At 69.5% G+C, this 17,664-nt stretch carries 20 protein-coding genes; 10 read left to right on the top strand and 10 right to left on the bottom strand.

Annotated features, from left to right (window positions below; genetic code table 11):
* Positions 1–23: 23 nt before the first annotated feature.
* On the bottom strand, positions 24–224 hold the full coding sequence (locus DDF62_RS06580) for a helix-turn-helix transcriptional regulator (protein ID WP_116488383.1): 201 nt from the start codon (positions 222–224) through the stop codon (positions 24–26).
* Entirely contained in the window at positions 221–625 is a 405-nt protein-coding gene (locus DDF62_RS06575) for a hypothetical protein (RefSeq protein ID WP_116488382.1), read from the bottom strand. The genes DDF62_RS06580 and DDF62_RS06575 overlap by 4 nt, the downstream gene beginning before the upstream one ends.
* A 189-nt stretch (positions 626–814) precedes the next feature.
* On the opposite strand from DDF62_RS06575, the gene DDF62_RS06570 reads away from it, so the two are divergent.
* Positions 815–2,089, top strand: coding sequence for a glutamate-5-semialdehyde dehydrogenase (locus tag DDF62_RS06570; protein WP_116488381.1), 1,275 nt, complete (start codon positions 815–817; stop codon positions 2,087–2,089).
* Positions 2,055–2,708: a nicotinate-nucleotide adenylyltransferase gene (locus DDF62_RS06565; protein WP_116488380.1), complete on the top strand. Its 654-nt coding sequence runs from the start codon at positions 2,055–2,057 to the stop codon at positions 2,706–2,708. The genes DDF62_RS06570 and DDF62_RS06565 overlap by 35 nt, the downstream gene beginning before the upstream one ends.
* A 7-nt stretch (positions 2,709–2,715) precedes the next feature.
* Here the strand turns inward: DDF62_RS06565 and DDF62_RS06560 are convergent, their stop codons facing one another.
* Positions 2,716–3,429 (bottom strand): hypothetical protein, encoded by a 714-nt coding sequence (locus DDF62_RS06560; protein WP_116488379.1) that lies wholly within the window; start codon positions 3,427–3,429, stop codon positions 2,716–2,718.
* Positions 3,430–3,584: 155 nt separating this feature from the next.
* Between DDF62_RS06560 and rsfS the strand changes: the two genes are divergently transcribed.
* The 4 genes from rsfS to DDF62_RS06540 all read left to right on the top strand — a co-directional run bounded on the left by rsfS (position 3,585) and on the right by DDF62_RS06540 (position 7,345).
* Positions 3,585–4,025, top strand: coding sequence for a ribosome silencing factor (gene rsfS / locus DDF62_RS06555; protein ID WP_164467475.1), 441 nt, complete (start codon positions 3,585–3,587; stop codon positions 4,023–4,025).
* Positions 4,026–4,180: 155 nt separating this feature from the next.
* A complete protein-coding gene (gene rlmH, locus DDF62_RS06550; protein WP_116488378.1) occupies positions 4,181–4,645 on the top strand; it encodes a 23S rRNA (pseudouridine(1915)-N(3))-methyltransferase RlmH in 465 nt (154 codons plus the stop codon).
* A 120-nt stretch (positions 4,646–4,765) separates the two neighbouring features.
* The gene (locus DDF62_RS06545; protein ID WP_116488377.1) at positions 4,766–5,812 is read left to right on the top strand and encodes a murein hydrolase activator EnvC family protein; all 1,047 of its coding nucleotides are present in this window, start codon (positions 4,766–4,768) and stop codon (positions 5,810–5,812) included.
* A gap of 141 nt (positions 5,813–5,953) precedes the next feature.
* A complete protein-coding gene (locus DDF62_RS06540) occupies positions 5,954–7,345 on the top strand; it encodes a S41 family peptidase (protein WP_101717023.1) in 1,392 nt (463 codons plus the stop codon).
* A gap of 183 nt (positions 7,346–7,528) precedes the next feature.
* On the opposite strand, the gene DDF62_RS25540 is transcribed toward DDF62_RS06540, so the two are convergent.
* Positions 7,529–7,672, bottom strand: coding sequence for a hypothetical protein (locus DDF62_RS25540; RefSeq protein ID WP_165832188.1), 144 nt, complete (start codon positions 7,670–7,672; stop codon positions 7,529–7,531).
* Between the two features lie 199 nt (positions 7,673–7,871).
* Between DDF62_RS25540 and DDF62_RS06535 the strand changes: the two genes are divergently transcribed.
* From DDF62_RS06535 to DDF62_RS06520, 4 genes are read left to right on the top strand one after another with little or no spacing between them, the layout of a single operon-like run.
* Complete coding sequence (locus tag DDF62_RS06535; RefSeq protein WP_116488376.1) at positions 7,872–9,050, top strand: divergent polysaccharide deacetylase family protein; 1,179 nt, start codon at positions 7,872–7,874, stop codon at positions 9,048–9,050.
* Positions 9,047–9,538 (top strand): RNA pyrophosphohydrolase, encoded by a 492-nt coding sequence (locus DDF62_RS06530; protein WP_116488375.1) that lies wholly within the window; start codon positions 9,047–9,049, stop codon positions 9,536–9,538. Before DDF62_RS06535 ends, DDF62_RS06530 begins: the two co-directional genes overlap by 4 nt.
* A gap of 51 nt (positions 9,539–9,589) precedes the next feature.
* Positions 9,590–11,017, top strand: a complete 1,428-nt coding sequence (locus DDF62_RS06525) for an alpha/beta hydrolase (RefSeq protein ID WP_116488374.1) — start codon at positions 9,590–9,592, stop codon at positions 11,015–11,017.
* A 56-nt stretch (positions 11,018–11,073) separates the two neighbouring features.
* Positions 11,074–11,823 carry an alpha/beta fold hydrolase gene (locus DDF62_RS06520; RefSeq protein WP_116488373.1) on the top strand — a complete coding sequence of 250 codons (750 nt, stop codon included), beginning with the start codon at positions 11,074–11,076 and terminating at the stop codon, positions 11,821–11,823.
* Positions 11,824–12,032: 209 nt separating this feature from the next.
* On the opposite strand, the gene DDF62_RS06515 is transcribed toward DDF62_RS06520, so the two are convergent.
* The 6 genes from DDF62_RS06515 to atpA all read right to left on the bottom strand — a co-directional run bounded on the left by DDF62_RS06515 (position 12,033) and on the right by atpA (position 17,654).
* Entirely contained in the window at positions 12,033–12,719 is a 687-nt protein-coding gene (locus DDF62_RS06515; protein ID WP_116488372.1) for a hypothetical protein, read from the bottom strand.
* A 317-nt stretch (positions 12,720–13,036) separates the two neighbouring features.
* Positions 13,037–13,300 (bottom strand): ATP synthase F1 subunit epsilon, encoded by a 264-nt coding sequence (locus DDF62_RS06510; protein WP_101712786.1) that lies wholly within the window; start codon positions 13,298–13,300, stop codon positions 13,037–13,039.
* Positions 13,300–13,551, bottom strand: a complete 252-nt coding sequence (locus DDF62_RS06505) for a hypothetical protein (RefSeq protein ID WP_101717017.1) — start codon at positions 13,549–13,551, stop codon at positions 13,300–13,302. Before DDF62_RS06505 ends, DDF62_RS06510 begins: the two co-directional genes overlap by 1 nt.
* Positions 13,551–15,155: a F0F1 ATP synthase subunit beta gene (gene atpD, locus DDF62_RS06500; protein ID WP_116488371.1), complete on the bottom strand. Its 1,605-nt coding sequence runs from the start codon at positions 15,153–15,155 to the stop codon at positions 13,551–13,553. Before atpD ends, DDF62_RS06505 begins: the two co-directional genes overlap by 1 nt.
* A gap of 52 nt (positions 15,156–15,207) precedes the next feature.
* Entirely contained in the window at positions 15,208–16,086 is an 879-nt protein-coding gene (locus DDF62_RS06495; protein ID WP_101712789.1) for a F0F1 ATP synthase subunit gamma, read from the bottom strand.
* A gap of 35 nt (positions 16,087–16,121) precedes the next feature.
* Complete coding sequence (atpA, locus tag DDF62_RS06490) at positions 16,122–17,654, bottom strand: F0F1 ATP synthase subunit alpha (RefSeq protein ID WP_058347720.1); 1,533 nt, start codon at positions 17,652–17,654, stop codon at positions 16,122–16,124.
* Positions 17,655–17,664 lie beyond the last annotated feature (10 nt).

The following is a 17,664-nucleotide window of genomic DNA, read 5'->3' as shown; positions in this document are numbered from 1 at the left end:
CTCCTAACTGTCAGGGAACGTCTTCAGCGGACGTGCGGGTTCTCGAAGATCTCTTCGATCGGCCGCTCGAAGACGGCGGCGATCCGGTAGGCGAGGTCGAGCGAGGGATCGTGCTTCTCGGTCTCCAGGGCGTTGACCGCCTGGCGCGAGACGCCCAGGGCCTGGCCCATCTGCTCCTGGGTCCAGCCGCGCTCGACCCGCAGCAGCTTCAGGCGGTTCTTCATCGGGTGCTCCGGATGAAGGGCGAGACCACTCCGAACACCGCCCAGAACAGCGGATAGATCAGCCAGCCCGGCAGGTGCGGCGCGTGGGCGTAGCTTTCGCCGAAGCCCCACACCGAGAACAGGGCCATGGCCACGCCCGAGGCGACGATGAACTGCCTGGCGACCAGGGCGCGGACGAACTCGTCGGACTCGGCCATCAGGGCCAGGGTCGCCCAGATCTGGCCGACCACCGGGGCCGACACCACCAGGGCCAGCGCCCAGGCCGCCACCGGCGTCCTGATGTCGTCGAAGGCCCCGAAGATCGCGCCGGTGTTGACCAGCACGTACGGGATCATGAACGCCATGGTGCGGATCACGTAGCGCTTGTGCGCCGAGGTCTGGAACTTTCCGATCGCCAGCATGGCTCGCCTCCCGTTGATGTAAGGCAAACCTGACACGAGCAAAATGTCATGTCAACCTGACATTATGTCGGGAGATCCTGACATGCCATTCAAGCTTTCTCGGACCACCGCCAGCAATTGGCCATTTCCCCCACGCCCCAAAGAGCCTAGGTAAGCCTCAATCTGAGCATATCCGGGGACGGACGAGCCATGGACGACGCGGCCGGGGGCCTGCAGGCGACGATGAGGGCGATGGGCCAGGCGGCCCGCGAGGGCGCGCGCGCGCTTCGCCTCGCCACGCCAGCCCAGCGCACCGCCGCCCTGACCGCCATCGCCGCCGCCATCCGCGCCGAGGCCCCGGCCATCCTGGCCGCCAACGCCCGCGACCTGGACAAGGCCGGCGCCAACGGCCTGACCCCGCCGATGATCGAGCGGCTGATGCTGAACGAGCAGCGCCTGGAAGGCGTGGCCGCCGGCGTCGAGGCCGTAGCCGCCATCCCCGATCCGCTGGGCGTGGAGACCGCCCGCTGGCAGCGTCCCAACGGCCTGGACATCGCCCGCGTGCGCACGCCGATCGGCGTCATCGCCATGATCTACGAAAGCCGTCCCAACGTGACGGCCGACGCCGCGGCCCTGACCCTGCGGTCGGGCAATGCGGTGATCCTGCGCGGCGGGTCAGAGTGCATCGAGTCCAACCTCGCCATCCACGCCGCCGTGCTGAAGGGCCTGGCCGCCGCCGGCCTGCCGGCGAACGTGGTGCAGATGGTGCGCACCACCGACCGCGCCGCCGTCGGCGCCATCCTGTCGGGCCTGGACCGGTCGATCGACCTGATCATCCCGCGCGGCGGCAAGAGCCTGGTCGCCCGCGTCCAGGCCGAGGCCCGCGCCCCGGTGCTGGGCCACCTGGAAGGCCTGAACCACGTCTTCGTGCACGAGGCCGCCGACCTGAAGAAGGCCGCCGACATCGTGCTGAACGCCAAGATGCGCCGCGTCTCGGTGTGCGGCTCGGCCGAAACCCTGCTGATCGACCGCGCCGCGGCCGGCAAGCTGCTGCCGCCGATCGCCGACGTGCTGATCAAGGCCGGCTGCGAGATCCGCGGCGACGCGGCCGCCCGCGCCATCGAGCCCGAACTCAAGGCCGCCAGCCCCGAGGACTGGACGACCGAGTACCTCGCCCCGATCATCGCCGTGGCCGTGGTCGACGGCGTCGACGGCGCGGCCCAGCACATCGCCACCTACGGCTCTGGCCACACCGACGCGATCGTCACCGAGGACGCCGCCGCCGCCGAGCGGTTCGTCGCCCAAGTCGACAGCGCCATCGTGCTGGTCAACGCCTCCACCCAGTTCGCCGATGGCGGCGAGTTCGGCTTCGGGGCCGAGATCGGCATCGCCACCGACAAGCTTCATGCCCGCGGTCCGGTCGGGGCCGAGCAACTGACGACGTTCAAGTATGTGGTTCGCGGGACCGGCCAGACTCGTCCCTGAGGCCGGCCGCCCCAGCGCCCATCGCCTCGGCTTCCACCTGGAGCCGGGCATGCGCGTCGGGCTGTTCGGCGGCAGCTTCAACCCGGCGCACGAGGGCCACGCCCACGTGGCCGAGACGGCCTTGCATCGCCTGAACCTCGACAAGGTGATCTGGCTGGTCTCGCCGCAGAACCCGCTGAAATCCTCGCGCGAGACGCGCCCCCTGTCCGAGCGCATGGACGAGGCCCGCCGCTGGGCGCGCGGCTCGAGCATGATCGTCTCCGACGCCGAGACGCGCCTGGGCTCGCAATACACCATCGACACCCTGCGGGTGCTGAAGGCCCGCTTCCCGGGCGTGAAGTTCGTCTGGGTGATGGGCGCCGACAGCCTGGCCACCTTCCACCGCTGGCGCGGCTGGACCCAGATCATGCGCGAGGTCCCCGTGGCCGTGGTCTCGCGGCCCTGGGCGGCGCTGAAGGCCCGCTCCTCGCCGGCCGCCCGCCGCTTCGCCTTCGCCCGCCGCCCGGCCAGCGCCGCGGCCACCATCGCCGACGCCGACGTCCCGGCCTGGGTCTATCTCACCGGCCCATTGAACTTCGCCTCGTCCACGGCCCTGCGGGCGCGCCAGACCAAGGGCTGAGCCGGCCCTAGCTCGGCGGCGTCGGTCCGGTCGACAGGACGGCGACGTCGTCCTTCGCCGACATGGTGATGGTCCAGCCCGTCCGCCCGGCCATCTCGCCGTTGAGCATCAGCTCGCCGCCCGCCTCGCCCCAGACGCCGCGCAGGTCCTGCACCCGCACCTTGGAAAGATCGCAGCCGGGCTGAGCGCAACTGAACCGCCAGCGCTCGGGCGCGGCCAGCAACGCCTCCAGCCGGCGGACGCCGTCGGCGGCCACGATGTCGGACGAGGCCCTGAACGGCGGCCAGGCGGCGCCGGCGCAATCCGACCGCCCCGGCGCGACCAGCCGATAATGCTCGGCGATCGTCAGTCGGTCGACGACGGACGGCGGATCCATGGTGCGATACGTCGCCGTGGCGGACTGCGGCGCGAACCGGAAGGTCAGGACCTGCTGGCGGCAGACGCGATCGGCGACCGGGCGCAGCGCCAGAGAGGTCTCTACCTTGTACAGCGCATAGCTGTCGGGCCGGGTGTCCGTGACCGTGGCCCGTGGCTCCGCCTCGAGGGATGAGGCGAAGGCGCGGGCGATGACCTGCTCCGGCGGCAGGTCGCGCAACGCCTTCAGGGTCAAGGGCGGCTCGGCCGCCAGGGCCGCCGGCGCGGCCAAACCCGACAGGAGGGCGATGAGAACCAGCTTGCGCAGGCGTTCGGCCGCCAGCCCCGCCTCGACCTCGTACTTCATCAAAGCCCCCTCGAACCCAGCCCCAAGCTCTAGCGCGAGGCGAGCGGCGAGGCCACAGTTCCCCGCCCAAAGGCCCTGCGACGACGATCCCCCTCACGTTTCGAGTCTTTCCATGCTATGAGGGGCTTTGCGCGAAGCCAATAAGGAGCATTCCGCTGCGTAGCGACCCCGCGCCGACGGCGCACGAGGGAACGGCCAAGGCCGAATCCTCGACTGAAAATCCGACGCTCAGTACGGACCTGAACATCAAGGCGCTGGAGCGCCTGATCCTGGACCGCCTCGACGACGACAAGGCCCAGGACATCGTCCACATCGACCTTACGGACAAGAGCTCCGTGGCCGATAGCCTGATCGTGGCTTCGGGCCGCTCGCATCGTCACGTCGGCGCTCTCGCCGATCACGTGCTGCGCGCGCTTAAGGACCATGGCCTGGGCAAGGCCCGGGTCGAAGGCCTGCCGCACTGCGACTGGGTGCTGATCGACGCCGGCGACGTCGTCGTCCACCTGTTCCGCCCCGAAGTGCGCAGCTTCTACAACATCGAGAAGATCTGGGCCGTCGACGCCCCGCACCGGATGCCGGCGGCTTCGTCGAACTGATCTCTCGCGCCTAGCGACCTTATCCCCTCGGGACGCGCCCCGCGCGGCCCGCCCGAGGGCAAGCTTTACAAGCTCAGGATGAGGTCTATGGACGCCCTTGAAACCCTCACCCTGAGCCTGTCGAAGGGCGAGGGTTTCAACGCACCTTTCCCAAAATGAAGATCACCATCCTCACCGTCGGGAAGCTCGGCCGCATGGTCGAGGCGCAGCTGGCGCTGGACTACGCGTCCCGCGCCACGGCGTCCGGCCGCGCCCTGGCGCTGGGGCCCGTCGAGATCCTCGAGGTCGAGGCCCGCAAGCCGGGCAAGGCCGCCGAGGCCGAGGTGCTGCGCCCCCACCTGGAAGGCGCCTATGTCGTCGCCTGCGACGAGCACGGCAAGGTCCACACCTCGCGGGCCTTCGCCGGCCGGCTGGAACGGCTGCGCGACGACGGCCAGCGCAGGATCGTGTTCCTGATCGGCGGCGCCGACGGGCTGGACCCGTCGATCCTCGCCCAAGCCAACGAACTGCTGGCCTTCGGCCCGCAAACCTGGCCGCACGCCCTGGCCCGCGCCATGCTGGCCGAACAGATTTACCGCGCCGCCACCATCCTGGGCGGCTCGCCGTATCATCGCGATTAAGCTGCGGGGCCGGCCCCTCCACTTCTCTTCCCGTCATTCCCGCCACAAGGGCGGCAATGACGGGCGGTTGGTGGGGCAAGGCCTTTGAAACCGCTGCGCCCTCAGGCAGATAGGGATTCTATGCCCCGTCGCCCCGCGATCCTCGCCGCCAGCGCCTGCGCCCTGCTCCTCGCCGGAGCGGGGGCCGTCGTCGCGCAGCAGATCGGCGACCAGCGCACCCGCGACCTGCAGCAGGCCGCCGACACCCGCCGCGAGATCGAGGACCTGCGGGCCGAGCTGGCCCGGCTGAACCAGCAGCAGGTCTCGGCGGGGGCCGACGTCGACGTCAAGCGCGCCCGGCTGGAGACCCTGCACCGGCGGGAGTCGGCGCTGATCGGCGAACTGGGCCGCGACCGGGGTCAGCTGGCCCGGCTGCTCAGCGCCCTGCAGCTCTTCCGCCGCAATCCGCCGCCGGCCCTGCTGGTCAATCCCGGCGACGCCCGCGACGCGGTGCGGGCGGCGATCCTGATCCGAGCCATGACGCCCGACCTGCAGGCCCGCGCCGAGGCCTACGCTCGCCAGGCCCGCGCCGTCGGGGCCCTGCGCCGCGAGGCCGCCGCCGCCTCCGAGCAGCTGTTCACCGCCGAGAGCGCCATGGCCGACCGCCGCGGCGAGCTGGAGCGGATGATCGTCGAGAAGACCCAGCTGGAGCGCGCCTACGCCCAGGACGCCATCGCCGCCGACCAGGAGCGCCAGACCCTGGGCGCCCTGACCGACGGCCTGGCGACCGGCGGCGCCACCGGGCCGCTGGCGCTGCGGGTTCCGGCGCCCGGCGAGGTGGTCCGCCGCTGGGGCGACGCCCTGCCGGTGGGCGGCAAGGCCGAGGGCCTGTCGATCCGCACCGCCAAGGGCCAGAACGTCGGCAGCCCCGCCGCCGGCGTGGTCGAGTACGCCGGCCCGCTGAACGGCTGGGACATGGTGGTGATCGTCCGCGCCCAGGGCGCCTACCATCTGGTCATGGCCGGCATGGCCGACGTTTCGGTGGCGCCCGGACAATCAGTCGCAGCCGGCGCCAGCCTCGGACGCATGACGGACCGTGGACCTTTGGAGCCGGAGCTCTATCTTGAAGTGCGTGAGAACGGCGTTCCGGCCGATCCGGGGCGCTGGCTGAAGCAGGAGTCGCGGTAGACGACTTTTTCAGCAATGATGGGCGTTCATCATGACGCGGCCCGCGTCGGGGATGGACGGGGCCGGAGTATAAGAGGCGGCGTTCGCGCCGCTTGAGTATCGAACGCGGCGTCCGCGCCGCCAGGGAGCCATTCTGGCCTTATGCGCAAGTACCTGCTCATCGGTGTTTCGGCCTTTGTCCTCGGCGCGGGGACCATGGCCTATGTCAGCCCCATCGCCCAAGCGACCATCCCCTCGCAGAAGGCCAAGACCTACAAGCTGCTCGAACTGTTCGGCGACGTGCTCGCCACCGTCGAGGACCAGTACGTCACCGAAGTCGACGACAAGAAGCTGATCGAGGCGGCCCTGGACGGCATGCTGACCAGCCTCGACCCGCACTCGGGCTATCTGTCGCCCGACAGCTTCGAGGACATGCAGGACACCACCCGCGGCGAATACGGCGGCCTCGGCATCGAGGTCACCAGCGAGGAAGGCGTGGTCAAGGTCATCTCGCCGATGGACGGCACGCCCGCCGCCCGGGCCGGCGTCCAGGCCGGCGACTACATCACGGCCGTCAACGGCCAGTCGGTCCTGGGCCTGACGGTCAACGAGGCCGTCAAGCAGATGCGCGGCCCGGCCGGCGAGACGGTGGCCATCACCATCGCCCGCGAGAAGTCCGACCCGATCGAGCTGAAGCTGGTGCGCGAGGTCATCAAGCCCAAGGCCGCCATCGCCCGCATGGAAGGCGACTACGGCTATGTGCGCCTGCCCGGCTTCAACGAGAAATCCACCGACGCCCTGGCCGCGTCCATCAAGGACCTGCAGGCCAAGAACCCGCAGATGAAGGGCCTGGTCTTCGACCTGCGCAACAATCCGGGCGGCCTGCTCGACCAGGCGCGCGGGGTCGCCGACCTCTTCCTGGAGGGCGGCGAGGTCGTCAGCCAGCGCGGCCGCAATCCGCGCGACATCCAGCGCCTGAACGCCACCCCGGGCGATATCCTGAACGGCCTGCCGATGGTGGTGCTGATCAACCAGGGCTCGGCCTCGGCCGCCGAAATCGTCGCCGGCGCCCTGCAGGACCGCCATCGCGCCGAACTCGTCGGCATCACCAGCTTCGGCAAGGGTTCGGTGCAGACCGTGATCCCGCTGCGCGGCGGCGCCGACGGCGCGCTGAAGCTGACCACGGCTCGCTATTTCACCCCGTCGGGCCGCTCGATCCAGAAAACCGGCATCGAGCCCGACCTGGAAGTGGCCCAGACCAAGGACCAGGCCCAGGACATCGCCAACCGCGTGTGGTTCAGCGAGGCCAGCTTCAAGAACGCGCTCAACGCCGACGAGGGCAAGACCCGCAAGGGCGCTCACGTCCCGGCCGAGGCGCCGCCGGCCGGCTTCGACGAAAAGAAGGACGACTTCCAGCTGTCGCGGGCCCTGGCCGTGCTGAAGGCCGGTTCGGTCGAGGCCGTGCCGAAGCTGCCCAAGCCCCAGCCCAAGATCGCCGAGGTCACCGCCAAGGCCGCGGCCGTCGGCGGCAAGCCCCCGGTCGAGAAGAAGTAACACCTTGATCCCTCTCCCAAAGGGAGAGGGAGGGGCCCATGCGCAGCATGGGAGGGTGAGGGGTTAGGGACTTTTCCGGATAGGGCTGTGGCTGAGGGGTGATGGGACCGCAGGCGGTTTACCCCCTCGCCCTCCCACGCCTTCGGCGCGGGCCCCTCCCTCTCCCCATGGGAGAGGGTCTTTCTAGGCCATCCCCAGCGCCGCGATCACCACCACGGCCAGACCAATCACCAGCCCCGCCCCCGCCCGCAGCACGGCGGCCAGGCACGCGGCGCGGTCTTCGGCGCGCGAAGGATCGGTGAAGCAGGCGAACTCGGTCAGGCTCATGGCGAGGTCTCCTCACGAGAAGCTTGCGCCCGAGGATCGACCGCCGGGAAGGGCTCGCCACCCGTTTGACGCCCAACCTCGCCAGGCGGTCATTTCCGCGCCGCGCTTCGCTGAGAAAAGCAGCGGATCGCCATTTCGCCGCAGGTTTGGGCGAACCCTGTTAACCATATCTTGGAAGCTTGCCCGCTAAGCCCATCCCATGGCCGCCGTGTTCTCCCGCAAGCCCGCCTACACCGCCGCCGCGCCCGAGTCCGCCGACGGCGGCGACTTGCGCGCGCGCCTGATGGCGGCCGCGGCCAATCCCTATATCGGCGCCAGCGGCGCGGCCTTCCTGTTCCTGCTGAGCCTGGCCGTGCTGGTGCTGGTCACCGGCGACCCCAAGGCCGGCGCCCCGCTCATCCGCCTGTCGCTGTCGGAGATCGGCGCCACCAAGGGCGCGCCTGACGGCTGGCGCGAGGCCCTGGCCGCCGAAGGCGCCGAGGAAGCCCCGCTGCTGCCCGGCCAGATGGACCTGTCGACCCAGCCCTTCGCCCGCCAGGCGTCGACCGAAGACCCCGCCGAAGCCTTTACCGACCTGGCCGCCGCGCCCGTGCAGTCGGGCGGCGCCCTCGTCCAGGCCCCGCTGCCCGGCCTGTCGGCCCCCGGCCCCGGCGGCAGCCCGCTGCCGGTGATCGCGCCCGACGGCCGCACCGTCGCCGAGGCCTATGCCCGCCCGTTCACCCCCGACGGCCGCCCGCGCGTGGCCCTGGTGATCGGCGGCCTTGGCCTGAACGCCCAGACCACCCGCGCCGCCATCGAGACCCTGCCGCCCGAGATCACCCTGTCGTTCGCCCCCTATGCCGAGGGCCTTCAGGGCTGGATCGACCTGGCCCGCTCGCACGGCCACGAGGTGCTGCTCGAGACGCCGATGGAGCCCAACGACTATCCGGCCAACGACCCGGGCCCCTACACCCTGATCGCCGCCAACCGGCCCGACGAGACGGTGCGCAAGCTGGAATGGCTGATGTCGCGCGCCACCGGCTATTTCGGCCTGACCAACTATCTGGGCTCGAAGTTCCTGGCCTCCGATCCGGCCATGGCCACCTTCACCACGGCGCTGAAGGCTCGGGGCCTGGCCTTCGTCGACGACGGCGCGGCCGCCCGCCGCGGCGGCCCGATCCCCCGCGCCTCGGCCGAGCGCGGCATCGACGACGACCTGTCGGCCGAAGCCATCGAGGGCCAGCTGCGGGCCCTGGAATCAGGCGCCAGCGCGCGCGGCCAGTCGCTGGGCGTGGGCTTCGCCTATCCGGTGACCATCAGCCAGGTGCGCAACTGGGCCGGCGGCCTCAATGCGCGGGGCGTGCAACTGGCGCCGGCTTCGGCTATCGCCAAGCGATGACCGCCGACATCGATCTTTCGCTCTATCGCCCGAACGTGGGCGTCGCCCTCTTCCATCCCGCCGACGGCCGCGTCTGGCTGGGCATGCGCCACAAGCAGGAGCCGCCCTACAACTGGCAGCTGCCGCAGGGTGGCGTCGACGAGGGCGAGGACCTGGAAGCCGCCGCCCGCCGCGAGCTCTACGAGGAGACCGGCGTGAAGTCGGCCCAACTGCTGGGCCGCACCGAAGGCTGGCTGACCTACGACTATCCGGCCGACTTCATGGGGACCAAGCGCGCCCGCGGATACCTGGGACAGAAGCAGGTGTGGTTCGCCTTCCGCTTCACCGGCGACGAGGCCGAGATCGACCTGGCGGCCCATGGCGACATCGAGTTCGACGACTGGCGCTGGGGCGCTCTCGACGAAACGCCCGAACTGATCGTACCCTTCAAGCGCGGCGTCTACGAACAGATGGTCGCCGCTTTCTCGGGGTTCGCGCGCGTCGCCTGACACCGAAGGCTCGCGCGCCATGCCTCGCAACGGGGTTTGGGAGGCGCGGGCTTGAGCAGAACCATCCTGATGATCCACGGCTACGGCATGACCGGCGACAGCTGGGATCCCGTGGCCGACACCTTCCGCAAGGCGGGCTACGCGGTCGAGACGCCGACCATCCGGCCCGCCCTGCGCACGGCCGGACCGCCCTCGCCGGACCTGGCCGGCCTGTCGCTGGCCGACTATGTGGCCGAACTCAGCGCCGCGGCGGCCGTGACGGCGGCCCGCGACGGCGTCAAGCCGATCGTGTTTGGCCATTCCATGGGCGGGCTGATCGCCCAGAAGCTGGCCGAGAGCGGCCTGGCCTCGGGCATCGTGCTGTTCGCCCCGGCCTCGCCGGCCGACGCGCGCGGCAAGCCCAAGCTGTCGCCGATCATCACCTTCCTCAACGCCGTGCTGGCCCAGGGCGGCGCGCCCAAGCCGGTGAAGATGTGGAAGACCGGCTTCAAGTTCGGCGTCGTCAACGCCGTGCCGGCCGCCCGCCACGACGCCCTCTACGCCAAGGCCGTCTACGATTCTGGCCGGGTGTTGCAGGACTTGGCCTATCCCGACCGTGATCCCTCGCGCACCGTGCATGTGGACGCCGCCAAGGTGACCGTGCCGGTCCTGGTGCTGGCCGGGGCGAGAGACCGCACCACGCCGGTCGAGGACGTCCGCCTGGTCGGCCGCAAATACGCCGGCGCCGACTACCGCGAATATCCAGACCACGCCCACTGGCTGATCGACGAGCCAGGCAGCGACGCCCTGCTGGCGACCGTGCAGTCATGGCTGTCGGAGAAGGGCCTAGGGCCGGCCTCGGCTGCGCCGCCCAAGCCCAAGGCCGAACCCGCGCCGGTCGCGGCCAAGCCCGAGCCGCAGGCCCCGCCCGCCGCCGAAGCGGCCGCCGTCGCCGCGCCGGCGCCCAAGCCTCGCGCCCCGGCCAAGGCCAAGACCACGAGCAAGGCCAAGGCGGTCGTCGCCGAGCCCGCCGCCGAGCCGGTGGCGAAAGCCGCGCCGAAGCCGAAGGCCGCCTCCAAGACGCCCGCCAAGGCTAAGCCGCCGGCGCGGGCCGAAAAGCCGGCCAAACCTGTCGCCAAGGCCGCTCCGGCGAAAGCCGCCCCCAAGGCCAAGACGACCGCCAAGCCGCAGGCCGCGCCGGAACCGGCCAAGCCGGCCGCGAAGGCCCTGGCCAAGGCCAAGGCGGCTCCCAAGCCGAAACCGGCCGTTGCGGCGGAGACCGCCAAGCCCGAAGGCGCAAAGACGGCGGCGAAACCCAAGCCCCCGGCCAAGCCGAAGGCCGCGCCCGCGAAGCCGGCGGCCGCCAAGATGCCCAACGTCGTCAATCCGGAGCTGACCAAGGCGACGAAAGCCCCCGCGAAACCCAAAGCGTCCCCAAAGCCCAAGGCTGCGACAACGACGCCCGCCAAAACTTCGCCACGCGGCAAGAAGAGCGTGTAGGCTCCATTGAAACGCCCGTATCAGTCACACGGGCGGGGTTGACCTAAGAGGCGGGCGTGAAGGCTCCGGTGATCATGGTCCACGGCGCCTTCTGCGGCGGCTGGACGTTCGACAGTTTTCGAGAGCCGTTCGAGGCCGCCGGCCACAAGGTGCTCACCCCCGACCTGCCGGGACGCGGTCCCGGCGGTTCGGTCGTCGGCCTGTCGATGAGCGACTATGCCCGTGACATCGCCCGCCTGATCCGGTCTTGCGAGCGGCCGCCGATCCTGATCGGCCACTCCATGGGCGGGCTGGTGGCGCAACTGGCCGCCGGCCGCGCCCCGGTGGAGCGCCTGATCCTGCTGGCCCCCTCCCCGCCCTGGGGCGTGCATGGCGCGAGCCTGGAGGAGGCGGTCTCGGCCGTCAGCCTCTATGCGCTGGGTCCCTACTGGCTGCAGGCCATCGCGCCCGACTACGGCGTCGTGCGCCGCTACAGCCTCGACCGCCTGCCGCGCGAGAAGCGACGCGCCCTCTATGCCCGCATGACCTCCGAGAGCGGCCGGGCCCTGTGGGAGACGCTGAACTGGTGGCTGGACCCGTTCATGACCACCAGCCCCGGCTCGGTGAAGGCGCCGGTGCTGGCCATCGCCGGCGGCCAGGACGTCGTTCACCCGCCCGCCACCGTCCGCCAGACCGCCGCGCGCCTGGGCGGGGTGTTTCACGAATTCCCCGAGATGAGCCACTGGTTGCCCGGCGAGCCGGGCTGGGAAGCCGTGGCCGCTCTGTGCCTGGACTTCATCGCCGCGGAGGATCGGGCGGCGGCTTAGGGGCAAAGATCCTCCCCCTGAAGGGGGAGGTGTCGCGGAGCGACGGAGGGGGATGTGGCCTGTGAGCCAGCAACCGCCTCGACGTCAGCAAAAACTTCCCCCTCCGGCCGTTCGGGCCACCTCCCCCTTCGGGGGGAGGATCAAAAAGCAAAAGGCGCGGAGGTCACCCTCCGCGCCTTTCGCGTTTCAGCTCCGCGAGCCTCGCACCATCACTGGGTGGTGTAGAGGATCTGGGCCTGTTCGAAGTTCTTGCCGATCGAGCTGTCGTCCAGCTTCTTGACGCGGACGTAGACGAGGCCGGCCTTGCCGCCGGCGGCGTTGTTGTCCCAGGTCACGGTCAGGCGCTTGACGTCGGTGACCAGTTGGTCGTTGCGGATCAGCTTCAGCTGCGGGCTGTTCTCCCAGGTCGCCCAGTCGTGCAGGGCGGTGGCCAGGTGCTGGGCCTGGTCCGGGCCCTGGGCGTGCTGGACGTTCAGGGTGCAGACGTTCTTGTTCGAACCCGGGTTGTCCAGGACGATCTGGTAGGGCTTGCCCAGGTCCAGCGTCCACAGGTCGCGCTTCTTCTTGAAGCCGCCGGCCTTGGCCAGGGCGTTGAAGTCGCCGCCGACGACGGCCGGCTTGCAGATGGTGTCGAGGACGCTGAGGATCTTCACCGAGACCGGATCGGTCGGCGGGGGCGGACGCACCGCTTCCGGAGCGGCCGCGGCGGCGGCGGCTTCCGGGGTGCCGGCGGCGGGCGCCGGGACGACGGGCGTGGCTTGATCGGCAGGCGCGGCCTGATCAGCGGGCGCGGCGGCCGGGGCGGGAGCCGGGGCGGCGGCGGGAGCGGGTTGCTCCTGGGCGACGGCGGTCGAAACGACGCCGAGGGCGATCAGGCTGGCGAGCGCAAGGCGCATAGGTCGGATATCCCCTAGAGACTTGGAGGTCGGCATTAAAACCGACAAGCGTTCCCTCGCAACCCTTATGGTGGCCGATTGCGGCGCGGATGGGGTCACAAACGTAATTTTTTCGATCCTCCCCCTGTGGGGGAGGTGTCGGCGAAGCCGACGGAGGGGGGAGTGACTGATGACTCCACACCTCATCGACAGCTGAAAACGGCCCCCCTCCGGCCCTCCGGGCCACCTCCCCCAGAGGGGGAGGATCTTCGGAAACGAAAAACGCCCCCGCTGTTTCCAGCGAGGGCGCTTTCGAAGTCTTCGGAAAGAAGCGGCTCTTACGAGGCCACTTCCACCGCGTGCTCGGCCAGGATCGTGAAGCCGTCGGGACCGACATCGGCGAAACCGCCCTGGATGTCGAACAGCTTGACGGTCGAGCCGTCACGCACCGTCACCCGACCCTCGCGCAGCGTGGTCATGAACGGGGCGTGGTTCGGCAGCACGCCGAAATCGCCTTCCGTGCCCGGCGCGTCGACTTGGTCGACATCCGCCGAGAACAGTTCGCGCTCGGGCGCGACGAGAGAGAAGTGCAGCTTGGCCATCAGTCGTAGGTCTCCACGGCGCCCAGGGCCGCTTCGATGTCTTCGTCGGTCTGGATCTCGGTGCCGCAGAACGGACAGAAGCGGATGGTGGTCAGGACCGTGCCCGTCTCACCATCGGCTTCCCGTTGACCCAGGTTCAACAGGATCAGGCCGCTGTCATGCTCGATGAGTGAGGCCTCGGCGTCCGAAGACACCGCGTCCTCCAGCTCCTCGCAGCAGAAGTGGGCCAGATCGCCGTCTTCCTCGTGCATCAGACGTCCGCCGCCATCTTCTCGGCCTTGGCCACGGCTTCCTCGATCGGGCCGACCATGTAGAAGGCGCCTTCCGGCAGGTGGTCGTACTCGCCGTCCACGATGCCCTTGAACGAGCGGATGGTGTCCTTCAGCTGGACGAAGGCGCCCGGCGTGTTGGTGAACTGCTCGGCGACGTGGAACGGCTGCGACAGGAAGCGCGAGATCTTGCGAGCGCGCGCCACGGTCAGCTTGTCCTCTTCCGACAGCTCGTCCATGCCCAGGATGGCGATGATGTCCTTCAGGGCCTTGTACTGCTGGAGCACTTCCTGGACGCGGCGAGCGACCGTGTAGTGCTCTTCGCCGATGACCAGCGGGTCCATGATCCGCGAGGTCGAGTCCAGCGGGTCGACGGCCGGGAAGATGGCCTGGGCGGCGATGTCGCGCGACAGAACGGTGGTGGCGTCCAAGTGGGCGAACGAAGCGGCCGGGGCCGGGTCGGTCAGGTCGTCGGCGGGAACGTAGATGGCCTGGACCGAGGTGATCGAACCCTTGTTGGTCGAGGTGATGCGCTCCTGCAGGTTGCCCATCTCGGTGGCCAGGGTGGGCTGGTAGCCCACGGCCGAGGGGATGCGGCCCAGCAGAGCCGACACTTCGGCGCCGGCTTGGGTGAAGCGGAAGATGTTGTCGACGAACAGCAGCACGTCCTTGCCTTCTTCGTCACGGAAGTATTCCGCGATCGACAGGCCGGTCAGGGCGACGCGGGCGCGGGCGCCCGGCGGTTCGTTCATCTGGCCGTAGACCAGGGCGCAGCGCGAGCCTTCGGTCGAGCCGTTGTTGGCCTTCGGGTCGACGTTGACGTTCGACTCGATCATCTCGTGATAGAGGTCGTTGCCTTCGCGGGTGCGTTCGCCCACGCCGGCCAGAACCGAGTAACCGCCGTAAGCCTTGGCGATGTTGTTGATCAGTTCCTGCATCGTCACGGTCTTGCCGACGCCGGCGCCGCCGAACAGGCCGATCTTGCCGCCCTTGGTGTAGGGGCACATCAGGTCGATGACCTTGATGCCGGTGACGAGGACTTCAGCGGTGTTGGTCTGCTCGGCGAAGGTCGGGGCGTCGCGGTGGATCGGGCGCGACAGGTCCGACTGGATCGGGCCCTGTTCGTCGATCGGCTCGCCGATGACGTTCATGATGCGGCCCAGCGTGCCCGGACCGACCGGAACGCGGATGGCTTCGCCGGTGTCGCGCACGGGCTGGCCGCGGACGAGACCTTCGGTGGCGTCCATGGCGATGGCGCGGACGGTGTTCTGGCCCAGGTGCTGGGCGACTTCGAACACCAGGCGCTGGCCGGTGGCGGTGTTGGTGGTCTCGACGGCGTTCAGGATCGCCGGCAGCGGGCCGGTGAACTCGATGTCGACGACGGCGCCGATGATCTGCACCAGCTTGCCGGTGGCTTCACCGGCGACGGGGGCGGCGGCCTTCGGAGCGGCGGCCTTCTTGGCGGCCGGAGCCTTGGGAGCAGCAGCAGCGGCCGGAGCGGCGGCGGCCTTCGTGGCGGCGGGCTTCTTGGCGGCTGCCGGCTTTTCGGCGGCGGCTTCGGGAGCCTTAGCAGGGGTCTTGGCCATGGCGTGCGGGTCTTTCGTGCGTCTCTGCGTGCGTTTTTGGCGTTAGGCTAGATCAGACGGCTTCGGCGCCGGAGATGATCTCGATCAGCTCCTTGGTGATCTGAGCCTGGCGGGAACGGTTGTACTCGAGGGTGTAGCGCTTGATCATGTCGCCCGCGTTCCGCGTGGCGTTGTCCATCGCCGTCATCTGGCTGGCGTAGAAGCCGGCCATGTTGTCGAGCAGGGCCGACAGGATCTGGACCGTCAGGTTGCGCGGCAGCAGGGTCTCGAGAATGGCCTCTTCCGAGGGCTCGTACTCGTAGACCGCGGCCGGGCCCGACGCGACTTCGGCGCCGCCCTCGACAACCGCCGGGATCAGCTGCAGCGCGGTCGGAACCTGCTGCACCACCGACCGGAAGCGGCTGTAGAACAGGGTCACCACGTCGATGTCGCCGGCTTCGTAGAGCTTGGTGACGACATCGGCGATCGGCTGGGCGACCGACAGGGTGATCTGGCGATAGGCCGACAGGTCGAAGTTATCCACCACCTTGTCGCCGTAGGGGCGCTTCAGCTGGGCGGTCACCTTCTTGCCGACGCAGACGATCTTCACGTCCTTGCCCTGGGCGATCAGCCCGTCGATGTGGGCGCGAGCCGCGCGCACGATCGACGAGGTGAAGCCGCCGGCCAGACCACGGTCCGCAGCGGCCACCACCACCAGGTGACGGTCGTCGCGGCCGGTGCCGGCCAGCAGCGCCGGAGCGCCGTCGCCCGACACGCCGGTCGCGAGGTTGGCGATGACGCTGGCCAGACGCCGGGCGTACGGACGGGCGGCTTCCGCCGCGTCCTGGCTCCGGCGCAGCTTGGCAGCCGCCACCATCTGCATCGCTTTCGTGATCTTTTGCGTCGCTTTGACGCTCGAGATCCGATTGCGCATTTCCTTCAAGCTGGCCATTCGGCGCTACTCTCTCCGAGCGGTTCCGAGGGGGCTTAGGCGAAGGTCGACGAGAAGCTGTCGAGCGCGCTCTTCAGCGACGCTTCCAGGTCCTTGTCGAGGGCCTTCTTGGTGGCGATGCCGGTCAGCAGGTCCTGATGGGCGCTGTGCAGGCGGGCCAGGAACTCGGTCTCGAAGCGACGCACCGACGAGGTCGGGATCTTGTCGAGATAGCCGCGGGTGCCGGCGTAGATCACGCAGACCTGCTCTTCGACCGACAGCGGCGCGTATTGCGGCTGCTTCAGCAGCTCGGTCAGGCGCTCGCCGCGAGCCAGCATCTTCTGGGTCGAGGCGTCGAGGTCCGAACCGAACTTCGCGAAGGCGGCCATTTCACGATACTGGGCCAGCTCGCCCTTAATCGGGCCGGCGACCTGCTTCATGGCCTTGATCTGGGCCGACGAACCGACGCGCGACACCGAGATGCCGACGTTCACGGCCGGGCGGATGCCCTGGTAGAACAGGTCGGTTTCCAGGAAGATCTGGCCGTCGGTGATCGAGATCACGTTGGTCGGGATGTAGGCCGACACGTCATTGGCCTGGGTTTCGATGATCGGCAGTGCCGTCAGCGAGCCCGAACCGTTGTCTTCGTTCAGCTTCGCGGCGCGTTCCAGCAGGCGCGAGTGCAGGTAGAACACGTCGCCCGGATAGGCTTCGCGGCCCGGCGGGCGGCGCAGCAGCAGCGACATCTGACGGTAGGCGACGGCTTGCTTGGACAGATCGTCATAGATGATCAGGCCGTGCAGGCCGTTGTCGCGGAACCACTCGCCCATGGCGCAGCCGGCGAACGGGGCCAGGTATTGCAGCGGGGCCGGCTCCGAGGCCGAGGCCACGACGACGATGGTGTATTCCAGGGCGCCGTGCTCTTCCAGGGTCTTGACGATCTGGGCGACGGTCGAGCGCTTCTGGCCGATGGCGACGTAGACGCAGTAGAGCTTGGCGCTCTCGTCCTTGCCGGCGTTGGCGGCCTTCTGGTTCAGGATGGTGTCGATGGCGACGGCGGTCTTGCCGGTCTGACGGTCGCCGATGATCAACTCGCGCTGGCCGCGGCCGACGGGGATCAGGGTGTCGATCGACTTCAGGCCGGTCTGCACGGGCTCGTGCACCGACTTGCGCGGGATGATGCCCGGGGCCTTGACGTCGACGCGGCGACGCTCGGTGTATTGGATCGGGCCCTTGCCGTCGATCGGCTCGCCCAGCGGGTTGACGACGCGGCCCAGCAGGCCCTTGCCGACCGGCACGTCGACGATTTCGCCGAGGCGGCGGACTTCGTCGCCTTCCTTGATCTCGGCGTCAGCGCCGAAGATCACGGCGCCGACATTGTCGCGCTCGAGGTTCAGGGCCATGCCCTTCACGCCGGCCTTCGGGAACTCGACCATTTCACCGGCTTGGACGTTGTCCAGACCGTAGATGCGGGCGATACCGTCGCCGACCGACAGGACCTGGCCGACGTCCGAAACGGCGGCTTCCTCGCCGAAGTTGGCGATCTGCGACTTGAGGATGGCCGAGATTTCGGCGGCGCGGATATCCATGGCTGGGTCG

Origin of the sequence: Caulobacter radicis (assembly GCF_003094615.1) — a bacterium.
Taxonomy (GTDB): Bacteria; Pseudomonadota; Alphaproteobacteria; order Caulobacterales; family Caulobacteraceae; genus Caulobacter; species Caulobacter radicis.
The sequence above is the reverse complement of the archived record's forward strand: the minus strand, read 5'-3'. Positions and strand labels throughout refer to the sequence as shown.